The organism is Actinokineospora cianjurensis (assembly GCF_003663795.1).
In the GTDB taxonomy this organism is placed as follows: Bacteria; Actinomycetota; Actinomycetes; order Mycobacteriales; family Pseudonocardiaceae; genus Actinokineospora; species Actinokineospora terrae.
The window spans coordinates 2933723-2949290 of the sequence record NZ_RCDD01000001.1 but is presented as its reverse complement, the minus strand read 5'-3'; the positions used below and the strand labels follow the sequence as shown (position 1 = coordinate 2949290).

At 70.9% G+C, this 15568-nt stretch carries 13 protein-coding genes; 3 read left to right on the top strand and 10 right to left on the bottom strand.

The window, feature by feature from the left end; translation table 11 throughout:
* Positions 1 to 249: 249 nt before the first annotated feature.
* Positions 250 to 996, bottom strand: coding sequence for a peroxide stress protein YaaA (yaaA, locus tag CLV68_RS13155; RefSeq protein WP_121390607.1), 747 nt, complete (start codon positions 994 to 996; stop codon positions 250 to 252).
* A 61-nt stretch (positions 997 to 1057) separates the two neighbouring features.
* On the opposite strand from yaaA, the gene CLV68_RS13150 reads away from it, so the two are divergent.
* Positions 1058 to 2014, top strand: a complete 957-nt coding sequence (locus tag CLV68_RS13150) for a GNAT family N-acetyltransferase (RefSeq protein ID WP_121390606.1) — start codon at positions 1058 to 1060, stop codon at positions 2012 to 2014.
* An 86-nt stretch (positions 2015 to 2100) separates the two neighbouring features.
* Here CLV68_RS13150 and CLV68_RS13145 read toward each other — a convergent pair whose 3' ends face one another.
* On the bottom strand, positions 2101 to 4017 hold the full coding sequence (locus CLV68_RS13145) for an intein-containing Rv2578c family radical SAM protein (protein WP_211346488.1): 1917 nt from the start codon (positions 4015 to 4017) through the stop codon (positions 2101 to 2103).
* Between the two features lie 76 nt (positions 4018 to 4093).
* Here CLV68_RS13145 and CLV68_RS13140 point away from each other — a divergent pair, with 76 nt between their 5' ends.
* Entirely contained in the window at positions 4094 to 5464 is a 1371-nt protein-coding gene (locus CLV68_RS13140) for a YibE/F family protein (RefSeq protein WP_211346487.1), read from the top strand.
* Here the strand turns inward: CLV68_RS13140 and CLV68_RS13135 are convergent.
* Both CLV68_RS13135 and CLV68_RS13130 read right to left on the bottom strand, forming a co-directional pair.
* A complete protein-coding gene (locus CLV68_RS13135; RefSeq protein ID WP_246009791.1) occupies positions 5436 to 6110 on the bottom strand; it encodes a hypothetical protein in 675 nt (224 codons plus the stop codon). The genes CLV68_RS13140 and CLV68_RS13135 overlap by 29 nt on opposite strands.
* Position 6111: 1 nt before the next feature.
* Positions 6112 to 6819: an MBL fold metallo-hydrolase gene (locus CLV68_RS13130; protein WP_121390605.1), complete on the bottom strand. Its 708-nt coding sequence runs from the start codon at positions 6817 to 6819 to the stop codon at positions 6112 to 6114.
* 128 nt (positions 6820 to 6947) lie between these two features.
* On the opposite strand from CLV68_RS13130, the gene CLV68_RS13125 reads away from it, so the two are divergent.
* Positions 6948 to 7835: a peptidylprolyl isomerase gene (locus tag CLV68_RS13125; RefSeq protein WP_121390604.1), complete on the top strand. Its 888-nt coding sequence runs from the start codon at positions 6948 to 6950 to the stop codon at positions 7833 to 7835.
* Positions 7836 to 7895: 60 nt separating this feature from the next.
* Here the strand turns inward: CLV68_RS13125 and CLV68_RS13120 are convergent, their stop codons facing one another.
* The 6 genes from CLV68_RS13120 to yajC all read right to left on the bottom strand — a co-directional run bounded on the left by CLV68_RS13120 (position 7896) and on the right by yajC (position 15548).
* Positions 7896 to 8780, bottom strand: a complete 885-nt coding sequence (locus CLV68_RS13120; RefSeq protein WP_121390603.1) for a hypothetical protein — start codon at positions 8778 to 8780, stop codon at positions 7896 to 7898.
* A gap of 45 nt (positions 8781 to 8825) precedes the next feature.
* Positions 8826 to 11120, bottom strand: a complete 2295-nt coding sequence (locus CLV68_RS13115; RefSeq protein ID WP_092779106.1) for a RelA/SpoT family protein — start codon at positions 11118 to 11120, stop codon at positions 8826 to 8828.
* A 227-nt stretch (positions 11121 to 11347) separates the two neighbouring features.
* Entirely contained in the window at positions 11348 to 11875 is a 528-nt protein-coding gene (locus tag CLV68_RS13110; protein ID WP_211346486.1) for an adenine phosphoribosyltransferase, read from the bottom strand.
* Positions 11872 to 13119, bottom strand: coding sequence for a protein translocase subunit SecF (gene secF, locus CLV68_RS13105; RefSeq protein ID WP_121391160.1), 1248 nt, complete (start codon positions 13117 to 13119; stop codon positions 11872 to 11874). Before secF ends, CLV68_RS13110 begins: the two co-directional genes overlap by 4 nt.
* A gap of 5 nt (positions 13120 to 13124) precedes the next feature.
* Entirely contained in the window at positions 13125 to 14987 is a 1863-nt protein-coding gene (gene secD / locus CLV68_RS13100) for a protein translocase subunit SecD (RefSeq protein WP_121390602.1), read from the bottom strand.
* A gap of 201 nt (positions 14988 to 15188) precedes the next feature.
* Positions 15189 to 15548, bottom strand: coding sequence for a preprotein translocase subunit YajC (gene yajC / locus CLV68_RS13095; RefSeq protein ID WP_121390601.1), 360 nt, complete (start codon positions 15546 to 15548; stop codon positions 15189 to 15191).
* Positions 15549 to 15568 lie beyond the last annotated feature (20 nt).

Below are 15568 nucleotides of genomic sequence, written 5' to 3'. Positions count from 1 at the left end.
GGCGCGAGGGGGCGCTGGAAGGCGGAAACGGGGCTAGAGGCCCGGTCTGCGGCTAGAGGGTCAGCTGGACCTTGGGGTCAGCCGGAGCTTGGGGTGCTGGAGTCCCGGGTGGGTTAGAGGCGCCGCAGGGGCAAGGGCTGGGCGGACGGTAAGAGGGCGTGGCGGGGCCAAGGAGCACGCGGGTGGGGCTGGAGAGCATGGGCGCGCGAGAGGCGCAGCCGGGCCGTTGTGGGAAAGCCTAGTTAGGCGCTATGGGGTGACTACGAGGTCCAAGGCGTTGGGGGTGGGGGTTTTGGTGAGGGTGAGACCTGCCGCGGCGGCTACTGAGATGAGGCCGCGGATGGTGGTGGGTTCGCGGGGGGTTGTGGCCAGGGCGGCGGCCAAGCGGCCCTTGTACGCCTTGTTGAAGTGGCTGACGGTCTTGCGGCGGCCGTCCGGGGACTCGGTGACCACTCGGACGGTGATGGCCGTCGGGGTGGTGGCGAGGTTGGCGTAGGCGCCGGAGCGGAGGTCGATCAGCAGGTCGTCCACAGTGGACAGGGTTTTCTCCAGCGACGGGCGCCAGAGCGGGCGGAGCGGGCCCAGGGCAGGCAGCACCGACGCGCCGGAGAGGCGGTAGGCGGGGATGGGGTCGGCGGCGCGGAGCACGCCGAACAGGGCCGAGGCGACGGCGAGGCGGGCATCGGCGCGGCGGCGCTGGGCCTTGGTGAACGACGGGATGGCCATGGCGTCGTAGAGGACGCCCGTGTAGCGCTCCAGGGCCGGGCGGGTGGGCGCGGCGAACAGGGCCGCGTTGCGCTCCACCTCGTCGACCTGCCGCTCGGACAGGTCGAGGGCCGCGAGGCTGGCTGGCACGTCGGCGGCGAGGGCGACCAGCGCGGTGGCGACCTGGTCGCGGACCGGGGTCAACTCCGGGAACGACAGCGCCGCCAGGTCGAGCGCGGAGCCGTTGCCGCCGACGCTCTTGGTCTCTGAAGGGGGGAGCAGCACGAGCACCGGCCGAGCGTAGAGAAAACCGGTCGAGCGGACCGCCCCGGGTGCCCTACCGTGGCTCGATGTGGATCTGACGTGGCGCGCTCTGGCGGACTCCGACGCACCGGCCTGGGTGCGGTTGATGGCCGAGGCCGAGGCGGTGGACCGGGTCGACGAGCACAGCGGCGTCGACGACTACGCCAAACTGGTCGACGACGCCGAGCAGGCGGACACCGTCGCCGTGTTCGACGGCGACACCCTGGTGGGGTACGGGATCGCGTTCGGCAGGCCGGGCGCGGTCGAGGTCGACCGGATCCGGTTGCTGGGCGCCGTCGCCCCGTCGCACCGCCGCCGCGGCATCGGCACGGAACTCCTCCGGCGGTCGCGGGACGCCGCGCGGGCCAAGCACGCCAGGCTGTTCCCCGATCTGCGGCTGGAGGCCGTCGTCGCGGCGCACGACCGCAACCCCGACCTGGCCGCGATCGTGGGCGCCGCGGGCTACACCGCGACCCGCTGGTTCTTCGACATGCGCGCCACGCTCACCGAGGACCTCCCCCGGGTGCCGGTCCCGACCGGGTTCACCCTGGAGCGCTACCGGCCCGAGTTCTCCGAGGCGCTGCGGCTGCTGCGCAACGACACCTTCGCCGAGCACTGGGGTTCGACCGACGTCGACACCGCGTTCTGGGAGAAGCACTTCGTGACGTCCCCGCCGTTGGAGCCGACGCTGAGCGCGCACCTGCGCGACGACGAGACCGGGGACCTGGCCGCGTTCGTGCTGGGCCTGCAGCACCCCGCCGACACAGCCGCGCGCGGGCACAAGGAGCTGTGGGTCGCCGACGTCGGCACCCGCACCGCGTGGCGCGGCCGCGGCCTGGCGACCGCACTGCTGTCCACGCTGTTGCACGACGCCAGGACCGCGGGCTTCGCGACCTCCGGCCTCAGCGTCGACGCCGACAACCACACCGGCGCCCTAGGGGTCTACGAGCGCGCGGGCTACAAGGTCGTTGCCAGGTTCACCCTGCACGTGCTCGCCCTCGACTAAGAGACGGGCAGCCGCACCGCGCCCGCCTCAGCGTGCCCCAGCGCGGTGCGGCCAGGCATCCCTCTTTACAGCGCCAAGCATCCCACTTACAGCAATGTCAACTGCGTCTCCCCCGCGTTCTGCGTCTCCGCAGAGCGTTGAGCGGGGATGGGCGGGTCGAACCGCGATGTCGACAGCGCGTGGCGCCGCAGCAACGGGCCGACCCTGGCCGATAACTCCGCCCGGTACCCAGCGGACGCGTAGCTCGACACGCCATAGACACGCCGGTAGAGCGGGACCAGTTCAGGGTGCTCCCGCGCTAACCAGGCGGCGAACCACTCGCGGGCCCCGGGTCGCACGTGGAGTGCGGTGACCATGACGCTGGTCGCTCCCGCTGCCGCGATCTCCGAGAACAACGCGTCCAACTGCTCCACCGAGTCCGTCAGCCCCGGTAGGACAGGCGCGACAGCGACACCACACGACAAGCCTGCGTCGTTGAGCCTGCGCACCATCTCCAGCCGAGCCTGCGGTGAGGCCGTGCCGGGCTCCAGCACGCGTTGCAGCTCACGGTCCAGCAGCGCGACCGACACGCCGAGCCACACCGGCACGTCAGCGCTGACCGCGCGCAGCAACGGGATGTCCCGGTTGAGCAAGGTGCCCTTGGTCAGGATCGAGAACGGCGTGCCGTGCTTGGCGAGGGTGCCGATGATCCCCGGCATCAGCCGGTAGCGCCCCTCCGCCCGTTGGTACGGGTCGGTGTTGGTGCCCATAGCGACCGGCGAGCGGTCCCAGCGCGGTGACGCCAACTGTCGCGTGAGGACCTGCGGCGCGTTGACCTTCACGACGATCTGGCTGTCGAAGTCGTGTCCCGCGTCCAGGTCGAGGTACTTGTGGCTGTTGCGGGCGAAGCAGTTGTGGCTGACCACACCGTTGGCGATGAAGTCACCCGTGCCGGTGGTGATGTCGAACAGCGGTAGGTCCAACCCCAGCGGTTCGATGGACACCACACCGAGCTGGGCGCCGGACTTGATGGCCGCGTCGTCGATCGCGCGCTTCTCGGTAGCGGCAGGGTCTGTGGTGTGGAACAAGCGCAGGTGCTCGGCAAGACCGCCGTCGATCCGCACGCACGACTTACCGCCAGCGGCGCGCCGGGACTCGATGGCGTAAGAGAACCCGAAGGCTTCCAACGCCTCTGTGACGGCCGTCAGCGCGCGGTCTCCCAGGTTGGGCAACCTCAGGATGCGATGCGAGAACGTGCCGTCGGCGTCGAAGGCACCCGCGAGCAAACCCTTGCGCCACTCGTCGGTCGGGGTGCGCGGCCACTCCACCGGCAAGGTCAACGCGAAGTCGCCGGTGAGGTACTCGGCCACCCGTGCCGCCGCGCGCTCGGAACTGGTGACAGTGCCGTCACCGCGCGCGATGCCGGACAGGTAGCCACGCCGGTAGTCAGCGGTGTCCTTGGGCGGCAAGGCGAACCGGCCGGTGCCCATCAGCTTGTTGCCCGCGGTCAGGTGCGGCCGCCGCGACGGTCCGGAGACCTCGCCGGTGACGTGCTTCCAGCCGCGCTCGGTGAGGAACCGGTGCTCCCCACTCGCGATGAGCTGGGTTCCGTCGACCAGGGTGACCCGGTAGGCAGGCTTGACCGTGGACCAGTGGTCCAACACCTCCGTGGGCACGTAGTGCCGATAGCTACCGCGCCGCTCGGTGCCGTAGACACGGTCGCCGACTCGCAGCTCGGCCATCGGCTTCGTAGTGCCATCGGCCATCAGGACGGGCGTGTCGCCGTGCAGGCAGTAGCTGCACGCGTGCGTGCAGCCCCGGTACGGGTTGATCGTCCAGCGGAAGGGCATTGATGAGTTCTCCGGCATCCGGTTCAGCACCGACTTCGCCAACACCTCGTGGAACACGACACCCGCGAACTCCGGGGTGCGGACACTGCGCACCAACCCGGGCAACCCCGGCAACGCCTGTTCTCCCGCAGCGCTCTCCCCCGTCTCCCCGACTACCTGCCGCTGCCATCGCACCCCTCTATTCGAACACGCGTTCGAACGCGGCGCAACCAGTTCACCCCGATCGGGACCCGACTGGCACGATGTCGCGGTGCAGGACTGGGAAACCCAGCCGATTCCCCGGGTGACCGAGGCAGAGCTGACCAAGCGCGGCGACGTCGACCACGGCGACCGGGACAAGAGCGCCGCCAGGCACCGCCGGAGCAGCGGGCCGGACACCGGTAGAAGGCGCGCCGAACACCGCGAGCCCGAGCACAGCGAGCCCGAGCACGCCAAGACCGGACACGGCCATGGCCACCACGGCCCAGCGACGCCCGCGTCCCCGCGTGTCCGAAAGTTCCTCTTGGCCCTTCTGGCGCCGTTCGCGCTAGCCGCCCTCGTCGGCATGGTCTTGCTGTACCCGGCCGGTGACGGACCGGAGACCCGCGGCCAGCAAGCCGTGTCCGGGACCGTCACCGCAACCGAGGCGAGTCCGTGCAGCAGCGGGGACACCTCGTCGGACCAGTGCCTGACCGTGACCGTCGAGATGACCGATGGCACGGCCAAGGGCAGCGACATCCGCACGACCGTCCCGATCGAACCGAGCACCCCGCGGTTCGCGGTCGGCGACGACGTCGTGCTCGCCTACAACGGCGGCGACGCGCTCAGCGGCGGCTCTTACCAACTCGTCGACTTCCAGCGAGGACTCCCTCTAGGCGTCCTCGCGGCACTCTTCGCGATCGCGGTGCTGGTGCTAGGACGCTGGCAAGGTCTCAAGGCGCTTGCAGCCCTGGGGTTGAGCTTCGCGGTACTGCTGCTGTTCGTCCTACCGGCGATCCTGGCAGGCGAGAACCCGCTGCTCGTGGCGATCGCGGGCGCGGGCGTGATCATGTTCGCGGTGCTCTACCTGACCCACGGCCTGTCCGCGCGGACCTCGACCGCGGTGCTGGGCACCATGGTCAGCCTGGGCCTGATCGGCGTGCTCAGCGCCGTGTTCAGCGCCGCGACCAACCTCACCGGCCTCGACGACCAGACCACCACCCTGCTCGGCACCCTCGGCCACGGCATCGACACCAGGGGGCTGCTGCTGGCCGGGATCGTGATCGGCGCGCTCGGCGTCCTCGACGACGTCACCGTCACCCAGACCAGCGCGGTGTGGGAACTGCGGGCGGCCAACCCGGCGCTGGGCTGGCACGAGTTGTACGCGGCCGGGCTGCGCATCGGCCGCGACCACGTGTCCTCCGCGGTCAACACCCTGGTCATGGCCTACGCCGGGGCCGCGCTGCCGGTGCTGCTGTACTCGTCGCTGTCCGGCGTCGGCCTCGGCACCGTGCTGGAGTCGCAGACCATCGCCCAGGAGATCGTGCGGACCCTGGTCGGCAGCATCGGGCTGGTCGCCGCCGTCCCGGTCACCACGGCCGTCGCCGCGCTGGTCGCGGTGCGGGAGCCCGCGCTCAGTCCAGCGACGCCACGAACCGGGTGATCGCCTCGGGCCGCAGCCGCTGGGCGAGCTTGCCGGTCGGCGCGAGCGAGCCCAGGCGGAACAGCGGCCGCTCCGGCGCCGCCTCCCCCTTGGCCTCCGCGCGCAACTGCGCGACGAGGAGCTGGGAGAACACCAGGCCAGCCGGGTTCTCGCTGCCCGCGAGCCCGTCGGCGAGCTTGCGCAGCACGAGGATGCCCAGCTCGCGGCCGCCGGTGCCGGAGTACATCGCCAGCGCCACGTTGATCGAGGTGCTCTTGTGCCCGACCAGCATCCCCACGGTGCGGATGCCGCGCACATCGGTGACCAGCAGTTCCAGCCGGTCGGCCGCGCGCAGGTCGACCGACTTGCTGCCGATCGTGCGGGCCACCACGGTCGTGCCGTCGCGCAGCCACAGGGTGCGCCGCGCGGACGCCCAGGCCAGCAGGAGCAGCAGCAGGACCACCACGCCCGCGGTGACCAGCCCGGCGGTCTGACCGGCGATCAGCCCGACGACCCCGCCGAGCGCGGCGCCGATGACCAGCGCGACCAGCAGCGACAGCACGCCGCGGCGGCGGTCGGGTTCGGTGAGGCTGAGCGGGATCAGGGCGGTCGGCGCCGGGTTCGGCGGGACCTGGCCAGCCGGGGTCGGGTTGGTCTCCTCGGCCACGTCAGATCCCCTTGCCCCGGCCGCGGTGGGCGGCGGAGGGGTCGGTCAGGTCGACCATGCCGGTGAGGAACGGGTTGCCGACCCGCTCCTGCCCGATGGTCGTGGTCGGACCGTGCCCGGGCAGCACGACGGTGTCGTCGTCGAGTTCGAGCAGGCCGCGCAGCGACTCGGTCATCCTGGCCATCGACCCGCCGGGCAGGTCGGTGCGGCCGATGGAGCCCGCGAACAGCGTGTCGCCGGAGAACAGCAGCTTGCCGCCCTCGTCGGTGGTGTGGCCGAAGCTCACCGACCCCTCGGTGTGCCCGGGGGTGTGCCGCACCGTGAGCCGCAGACCGGCCAGGTCCAGCTCGGCGCCGTCGGTGAGCTCGCGGACCTCGGCGGGCTCGCGCATGGTCAGCGGGCCGAAGAACCGGGCGGCCTCGTCGCTCATGCCGCGCAGCGGGTCGCTGAGCATGTACCGGTCGTCCGGGTGGATCCAGGCGGGCACGTCGTTGCCGTCGCAGACCGGTGTGACGGAGAAGGTGTGGTCGAGGTGCCCGTGGGTCAGCACGACGGCCACCGGCGCCAGCCGGTGCTCGGCCAGCGCGGCCATCAGGGCCTCCTCGGCGTCCTGACCTGGGTCTACGACCACGCAGGGGCCGCCGGGCGCAGGCGCGACCAGGAAGCAGTTGGCTTGGAAGGCGCCTGTCGGGAAGCCGACGACGAGCACGGGTAAACCTCCGGTCGCGGATTCTTGGCTTCTTCTCAGCCTAGTAGGCCCTACCTCCACGCGGTTCTTACCGGGGGTCCCCATAGACTGCGCGCCAGCCAGTTTGCGGTCAGCTAGGAGGGTGCGAGGTGCCGAGCAACGAGCAGCGCCGAGAGGCGGCCAAGCGCAAGCTTGAGCGCCAGCTCGTCAACAGGGCAGAGCGCGCCCGCAAGCGTCGGGTCGTCGGTGTCATCGGCACCGTCGTCGGCGTGATCGCGGTCGTCGGTTTGATCTACTGGTTGGCGAACATCGGCGGCGGCAGCAGCACCACCGACACGGCGTCGTCGAACACGGTGGCGACCAGCGAGCCGGACACCCCGCCGGACACGCCCACCTCGATCCCGACCGAGCTGGCCCCGGTGCCCAAGCGGGCCACCCCGCTGCCCGCGAAGGTCACCTGCGAGTACCCGGCCGAGGCGGACAAGCCCGCGGCCAAGCCCGCGACGCCGCCGTCAGGCAAGGACGTCGCCGCCACGGGCACGGCCAACGCGACGCTGACCATCAACGGCGCGGAGATCAAGGCGACCCTGGACCGCGCGCTCGCGCCGTGCACGGTCAACAGCTTCACCAACCTGGCCAAGCAGGGGTACTTCAACGACACCCCGTGCCACCGGTTGACCACCACCGACGGCCTGCAGGTGCTGCAGTGCGGCGACCCGTCTGGCACCGGCAGCGGCGGCCCCGGCTACAGCTTCGACGACGAGGTCTTCCCCGAGATCAAGTACGGCCGCGGCCTGCTGGCCATGGCGAACGCGGGTAAGAACCCCGAGACGAACAAGGGCACCAACGGCAGCCAGTTCTTCATCGTCTACGGCACCGCCGAGCTGCCGCCGAACTACAACCTGTTCGGCTACATCGACGCCGACAGCATGAAGAAGATCGACGAGATCGCCAAGGCGGGCACCGTCTCCCAGGGCAACCCCGGCGACGGCAAGCCCAAGAACGAGGTCAAGATCTCCAACGTCGCCGTCGCGTGACCCAGAGCTGACGACGCCCGCCCCGGGTTGCCGGGGCGGGCGTTGTTCGCGTTCGGGGGCTTACCAGCGGTCGTACGCCTTGAGGGTGCGCAGGCATTCCACGGTGAACCAGCCCGCCCACTCGTGCTCGGTCGCCGGGGTCCAGCTCTCCCAGCGGACGCGCCAGCCACCGTCCTCGTGCTGGGCGTCGATGAGGTCGTCGAGACTGGCCGAGAGCTCGTCGTCGGTGAACCAGGCACGGGCGAGGGAGTCCGGCGTGGACGCGTACTCGTGCGGGCTGTGCAGCTCCGCGGGGTTGTATCCCGCTGGGACTGTCCCCTCGGCACCGATGCGCACGAGCCCGTTGTCCCGGACAAGCCTGCCGATGCGCGCGGCCGTTTCCTCTGCGCGTGACCGGTCAGGGGCGTTGTCGAGGAACCCCACGACACCGAGGGCCTCATACGGGTGCGTGGTGGTAAGAGCGTCGATCCGGGCCCAACTGAACTCGGCGGCGCTATCGACCCACGGGTGGGTCACGCCTGCCTGCCACAGAGCACCCACCAGGTTGGCCGTAGGCAGCAGCGAACCCTCGTAGGTGTCCGAGACCTGCCACCACGGCGCACGCGGGTAGTCGCGGATGTTGGGGTGCACGAACGGCACTCCCCCACCGTCGGCGGTGATGGACTCCAGGTACTCGACCACGCCGTCCGGTGCCGCTTTCGCCTCGTGCAGCACATGCAGGGCCGTCAGGGTGGTGATGGGCTGGCTGCCCGGGCCCCTGCCGTCGGGCTCGAGCGCGTTGCCGTAACCGCCGTCCGGGTTGCGGTAGGCGGCCAGGGCAGCGAGAACGGGCTCGGCGGGGCCATCGTGGAATACCAGGTCGAACCGCCGCCGATCCAGGATCCGCGCGGATCGCCAGACGAACTCCTCGGCCCGGTCGAAGGCTTCCTTGCTCAGAATCTTCACCCGACCAAGGTAAGCGCCAACCCTGACTTATCTGAGTTCAGACACCTACGAGGCCGAGGTGACCCGGTAGACGTCGTACACGCCCTCCACGCTGCGCACGGCCTTGAGCACGTGGCCCAGGTGCTTCGGGTCGCCCATCTCGAAGGAGAAGCGGCTGACCGCGACCCGGTCGCGGGAGGTGGTGACCGAGGCCGACAGGATGTTGACCTTCTCGTCGGCCAGGACCTTGGTGACGTCGGAGAGCAGGCGGTGCCGGTCGAGGGCCTCGACCTGGATGGCCACCAGGAACACCGACGACTCCGACGGCGCCCACTCCACCGGAAGCAGCCGCTCGGGGGTGCTGAGCAGCTCGTCGGCGTTGGTGCAGTCGGTGCGGTGGACGCTGACCCCGCCGCCGCGGGTGACGAAGCCGAGGATGTCGTCGCCGGGGACCGGGGTGCAGCAGCGGGCCAGCTTGATCCACACGTCGGTGGCGTCCTTGACGATCACCCCGGCGTCGCCGGAGCTGCGCCTGCGGGTGATGGTGGACGGCGTGGCCCGCTCGGCCAGTTCCTCCTCGGCGTGGTCGACCCCGCCGAGCAGCGCGACCAGGCGCTGCACCACGTGCCGCGCGGAGATGTGGCCCTCGCCGACCGCGGCGTAGAGCGAGCTGACCTCCGGGTAGCGCAGTTCGCGGGCCAGCGCGGTCACCGAGTCGGCCGACACCAGCCGCTGCATGGGCAGCCCGACCCGGCGCACCTCCTTGGTGATCGAGTCCTTGCCCGCCTCGATCGCCTCTTCCTTGCGCTCCTTGGCGAACCACTGCTTGATCTTCGCCCGCGCCCGCGGCGACGCGGCGAAGGCGAGCCAGTCGCGGCTGGGTCCCGCGCCCTCGGCCTTCGAGGTGAAGATCTCGACGACCTCGCCGTTCTCGAGCTTGCGCTCCAGCGCCACCAGGCGGCCGTTGACCCGCGCGCCGATGCAGCGGTGCCCGACCTCGGTGTGCACGGCGTAGGCGAAGTCGACCGGCGTCGACCCGGCGGGCAGCGTCTCCACATCGCCCTTGGGGGTGAAGACGAAGATCTCGCGGGTCGCCAGGTCGTAGCGCAGCGACTCCAGGAACTCGCCGGGGTCGGCCGCCTCCCGCTGCCAGTCCAGCAGCTGCCGCATCCAGGCCATCTCGTCGACGTCGACACCGGCGTGGGTGCCCTTGGTCTCCTTGTACCGCCAGTGCGCCGCGATGCCGTACTCGGCGGTGCGGTGCATCTCGTGGGTGCGGATCTGCACCTCGAGCGGCTTGCCGTCCGGCCCGATCACCGTGGTGTGCAGCGACTGGTACACCCCGAACCGGGGCTGGGCGATGTAGTCCTTGAACCGGCCGGGCATCGGCTGCCACAGCGCGTGCACCACGCCCATCGCCGCGTAGCAGTCGCGCACGTCGTCGACCAGGATCCGCACCCCGACCAGGTCGTGGATGTCGTCGAAGTCGCGGCCGCGCACGATCATCTTCTGGTGGATCGAGTAGTAGTGCTTGGGCCTGCCCTCGACCTTGGCGGCGATCCGCGAGCCCTCCAGGTCCGCGCCGAGCTGCCCGATCACCGTCTTGAGGTAGGTGTCGCGCGAGGGCGCCCGGTTGGCCACCAGCCGCACGATCTCGTCGTACTTCTTGGGCTGCAGGATGGCGAAGGCCAGGTCCTCCAGCTCCCACTTGACGGTGGCCATGCCGAGCCGGTGCGCCAGCGGGGCCAGCACCTCCAGCGTCTCGCGGGCCTTCTTCGCCTGCTTCTCCGGCGGCAGGAACCGCATGGTGCGCATGTTGTGCAGCCGGTCGGCGAGCTTGATCACCAGCACCCGGGGGTCGCGGGCCATCGCGATGACCATCTTGCGGATGGTCTCGGCCTCGGCCGCGGTGCCCAACTGCACCTTGTCCAGCTTGGTGACGCCGTCGACCAGGTGCGCGACCTCGTCGCCGAAATCGGCGCGCAGCCGCTCGATGGAGTACTCGGTGTCCTCGACGGTGTCGTGCAGCAGCGCCGCGACCAGCGTCGTGGTGTCCATGCCCAGCTCGGCGAGGATGGTGGCGACGGCCAGCGGGTGGGTGATGTACGGGTCGCCGGACTTGCGCCGCTGGCTGCGGTGCATCTCCTCGGCCACGTCGTAGGCGTGCTGCAGCAGCCCGAGGTCGGCCTTCGGGTGCAGCTCGCGGTGCACCACGGCCAGCGGCTCGAGCACCTGCTTGACCGGGGCCGCCCGCTGGGCGGTGATCCGCCTGGCCAGCCGCGAGCGCACCCGCCGGGTCGCCGAGCGCCCCGGCTCACCCTCGGCGGCGGGGGCGGCCGCCGCCTCCGCCTGCGCCCTCACGTCATTGGTCACCCATGCTCCCGGCAGTCGGTCCGCCGTCCGCGGCGCACGTCGACCGGGTCACCACCGTGGCCCGGGTACCGAGAATAACTCCGAATCACCCGGTGACCGGGCAGTGGGGCGACGAAGCGCCCCCTGGAGACGGTGAACGCCGAATGACGACCCGGCAACCGAAGATCACACCGACCGCCCGGCTCAGCCCCCGCACCAGCCGACCTGAATGGCCCTCAGAGCGCTGCCAGTGCCTGCACCGGCACCCCGGCTCGGGCTCGGCCACCCAGTGCGGCGATCTCCAGGACCACCACCGCGCCAGCGACCTCGGCCCCTGCCCGGCGCACCAACCCCGCAGCGGCGGCCAGGGTGCCGCCGGTCGCGAGGACGTCGTCCACCACGGCCACGCGACTGCCGGGGCGCAGGGTGGCGGCGGGCAGTTCGAAGGTGGCCGAGCCGTACTCCAGGTCGAAGGTGACCCGGTCGGCGACGGCGGGGAGTTTGCCTGGTTTGCGGATCGGGATGACGCCGAGGCCGTGGAGTGCGGCCAGGGCGGCGCCGAAGAGGAAGCCGCGGGCTTCCAGGGCCACCACGGCGTCCACGTCGGACGGCAGTGCGGCGGCGAGGGCGTCGACGACCGCGCGGAAGGCGGGGCCGTCGGCGAGCAGGGGGGTCAGATCACGGAACAGGACGCCCGGCTCGGGGAAGTCGGTGACTTCCCGGATGAGACCGAGCGCCCTGTTCAGCGGTGTGGCAGTGGTCAACGACGCTTCTTGCCGCTGGGGCGGGTGGTGCCGCGGCGGGCGTCGGTGGCCTTGGGGGTGCGGGCCGGGACGCTGCTGGCGACCGCGTAGGCGCGCTCGCGGCGCACTTCGGCGTCCACCGCGTCGGGGTCGTCGAGGTCGAGGTCGGCGGCGGCCTCCTGGCGGCGGGCGGCGTTGGCGCGGCGCAGTTCCACGCGCTTGGCCTGCTCCTTGAACTTGGGCTCGGTCATCTTCAGGTCCACCAGGATCGGGGTGGCCAGGTAGATGGACGAGAGCACACCGGCGAGCATGCCAGCCAACTGCACCAGCGCCAGGTCCTGCAGGGTGCCGACGCCCAGCAGGCCGACACCGACCACGAGCAGGCCGATGACCGGCAGCAGCGCGATCAGCGAGGTGTTGATCGAGCGCATCAGGGTCTGGTTGACCGCGAGGTTGGCCGCCTCGGCGTAGGTGCGCCTGGTCAGCCCCAGCAGGCCCCGGGTGTTCTCCTTGACCTTGTCGAACACCACGACGGTGTCGTAGAGGGAGAAGCCGAGGATGGTGAGGAACCCGATCACCGTGGCCGGGGTGACCTCGAAGCCGACGATCGAGTAGACGCCCGCGGTGAAGATGACGTCGTGCACCAGCGCGGCCAGCGCGCCGACGGCCATCCACTTCTCGAAGTACAGCGCCAGGAAGATCGTGACCAGCACCAGGAACACGATCAGCGCGATGAGCGCCTGGCGGGAGATCTCCCCGCCCCAGGTGCCCGAGACCGCGCTGTCGCTGATCTGCGCCGGGCTGGACTCCCCGTTCGGCGACTGCGGCTTGAGCTCGGTGAACAGCGCCTGCTTGAGCGAGGTGACCTGGGCGACGCTGAGCGACTCCGACTTGATCTGGATGGTGGAGTTGGTGCCCGCGCCGACCTTCTGCACCGCGGACGGCTCGGCGTTGAGGGTCTTGGTGAACACCTCGGTCACCCGGTCGGTGGGGATGTCGCCGGTCGCGCTGACCGCGGGCATGGAGATCTTGGTGCCGCCCTCGAAGTCGATGCCGAGGTTGAAACCGCGGAAGATCACCGACCCGAGGCAGACCAGCATCAGCAGCCCGAAGATCACGTACCAGCGCTTGCGCTTGCCGACGATGTCGAAAGCACCGGTGCCGGTGTAGAGCCGCTCGAAGACGCTGTGCTTGCCGCCGACGACGACATCGCCGGTCGCGCCGAGGGGTGCCTTCTTCTCGGCTGGGGTCTCGTTGGTGGACACGGTCGTCACACTTCCTTCGCGGCGGTGCCAGCGGGGACCCGCGCGGCGCGCTGGGCGACCGCGGAGCGCTGCGTGGAGCCGAGGCCGGAGAGCTTGGGGCTGGACAGGAACTTGGACTTCGAGGCGACCGCCACCAGCGGGTGGGTCACCAGGAACACCACGATCAGGTCGAGCACCGTGGAGATGCCCAGGGTGAACGCGAAGCCGCGGACCTGGCCGACGGCGAGCACGTAGAGCACGGCGGCGGCGAGGAAGAGCACCGCGTCGGCGGACAGGATCGTGCGCCGACCCCGGACCCAGGCGCGGGGGACCGCGGAGCGGAACGAGCGGCCCTCCCGGATCTCGTCCTTGAGCCGTTCGAAGAAGATCACGAACGAGTCCGCGGTGAAGCCGACCGCCACGATCAGACCGGCGACGCCGGGCAGGTCGAGGCTGTAGCCGATCCAGCGGCCGAGCAGCACCAGCACCGCGTAGACGATCACGCCGGAGAGCACCAGCGACAGGATCGTGAGCAGGCCGAGCAGCCGGTAGTAGACCAGGCAGTAGAGGAAGACCAGGGCCAGGCCGATGGCGCCCGCGATCAGGCCCGCCTCCAGCGAGGCGATGCCCAGCGTCGCCGACACGGTCTCGGCCTCGGAGGGCTCGAACGACAGCGGCAGCGAGCCGAACTTGAGCACGTTGGCCAGCTTCATCGCCTCGGCCTGCTTGAAGCCGCCCTGGCCGCCGGTGATCTGGGTGTCACCGTTGATGGCGCCCTGGATGGTGGGCGCGGACACGACCTGGGTGTCGAGCACGAACGCGGCCCGCTCCTGCACGTGCGAGGCGGTGTACTCCGACCAGACCTTCGAGCCGGTGGCCTTGAAGCTGATGCTCACCACGTAGCCGACGCCCTGCGGGTCGAGCTGGGAGGTGGCGTTGTTGATCTCGGTGCCCTCCAGGAACGACGGGCCGAGGATGAACTTCTCCACCCCGTCCTGGTCGCAGGCGGCCAGCGGCAGCGACTTGTCGTCGTTGCCGACCAGCGGGTCCTTGCGGCCGGGCGCGCAGTCCAGCACCGCGAGCGCGGCCTGCTGCAGCGCCTGGTCGGCGGGGACCTCGGCGCCGTCGGCGCCCTTGCTCGGGGCGAGGGTGGGGGCCTGGCGGCACTTCTTGCCCGCGCTGATCAGGGCGGGCGTCTCGGCCTTGGGATCGGCCAGCAGGGCGGCGTACTGCGTGCACGGGTTGTCGGCGGCGGGCGGGGTGGCCGCGGGCGTCGTCGCCGGGGGTGCCGCTGTCGTCGAGGCCGCGGGCGCCGTGGTCGTCGCCGCGGGCGCGCCGCTGGAGGGCTGCTGCGCCAGCGCGGGCACCGGGCGGCCCTGCGGGGCGACCGTCGAGGCGGGGGCCCCGGACGCGGGAGCACCCGAGGTCGGGGCGCCGGAGGTCGGGGTCGGCGGCGCGGAGCCGGTGACCGACGGCTGCGGCTCGGTCGAGGGCTGCGGCTGTGCCTGCGCGGCGACGGAGCCGACCACCGGGCGGAACCGCAGCTGCGCGGTCTGACCGAGGTCCTTGGCCTTCTCGCCGTTCTCACCGGGGACGGTGATGACGATGGTGGTGCCGTCGAGCACCACCTCCGCGCCCTGCACGCCGGTGCCGTTGACCCGCGTGTCGATGATCTCGCGGGAGACGTTCAGCGACTCCTTCGACGGCGGCTCGCCGGTCTCCGTGCGCGCGGTCAGCGCGACCCGGGTGCCCCCCTGCAGGTCGATGCCCAGTTTGGGCACCGCCCGGTGGTCGCCGGTGGCGAACACCAGCGTGTAGAGGACAGCGACGATTGCTACGAAGAACGCCAAATAGCGTCCTGGGCGGATCTGCCCAACCGGTGGTGCCACGGTCGGTCCGTCTCCTCGAGTCGCGCGGGCCGCGCACGGATCTGGTTGACGTGCGCGCCGCGATAGGTGGTCATGACACTGCGCCCGCACCCGTTCGCTCTAGCGGGTGAGGGCGCAGCGTAGCGCCTGCGGGGTCAACTCAGTGTTGCATGCCTCACGTCGTGCCCCGCGCCTCGGGCGCCGAACTGCCGAACCGGTCGATCAGTTCTTCGGCTTGCCCGACTCGGAGGCGTCGTCGGCCGGGATCGACTCGTGCTCGCCGGTGAGCTCGGCGACGTCGTCGTCCTCGTCGACGACGTCCGGGCCGACCTTCTCGCGGATCGCCTGGCGCAGCCAGACGGTCTCCACGCCGGGGGCGATCTCGATGCCGATGCTGGCGTCGTCGGAGATGTCGGAAACGGTGCCGTAGAGGCCGGAGGTGGTCATCACCCGGTCGCCGACGGTCAGCGAGTTCTGCAGCTCCTGCTGCTGGGCCACCATCTTCTTCTGGCGGCGGGAGCCCAGGATCAGCGGGATCGCCAGGACGGCGATGAGCAGCAGGGGGAGCAGGGCCTGGTTCATGTCACTCCATCCACGGGGCG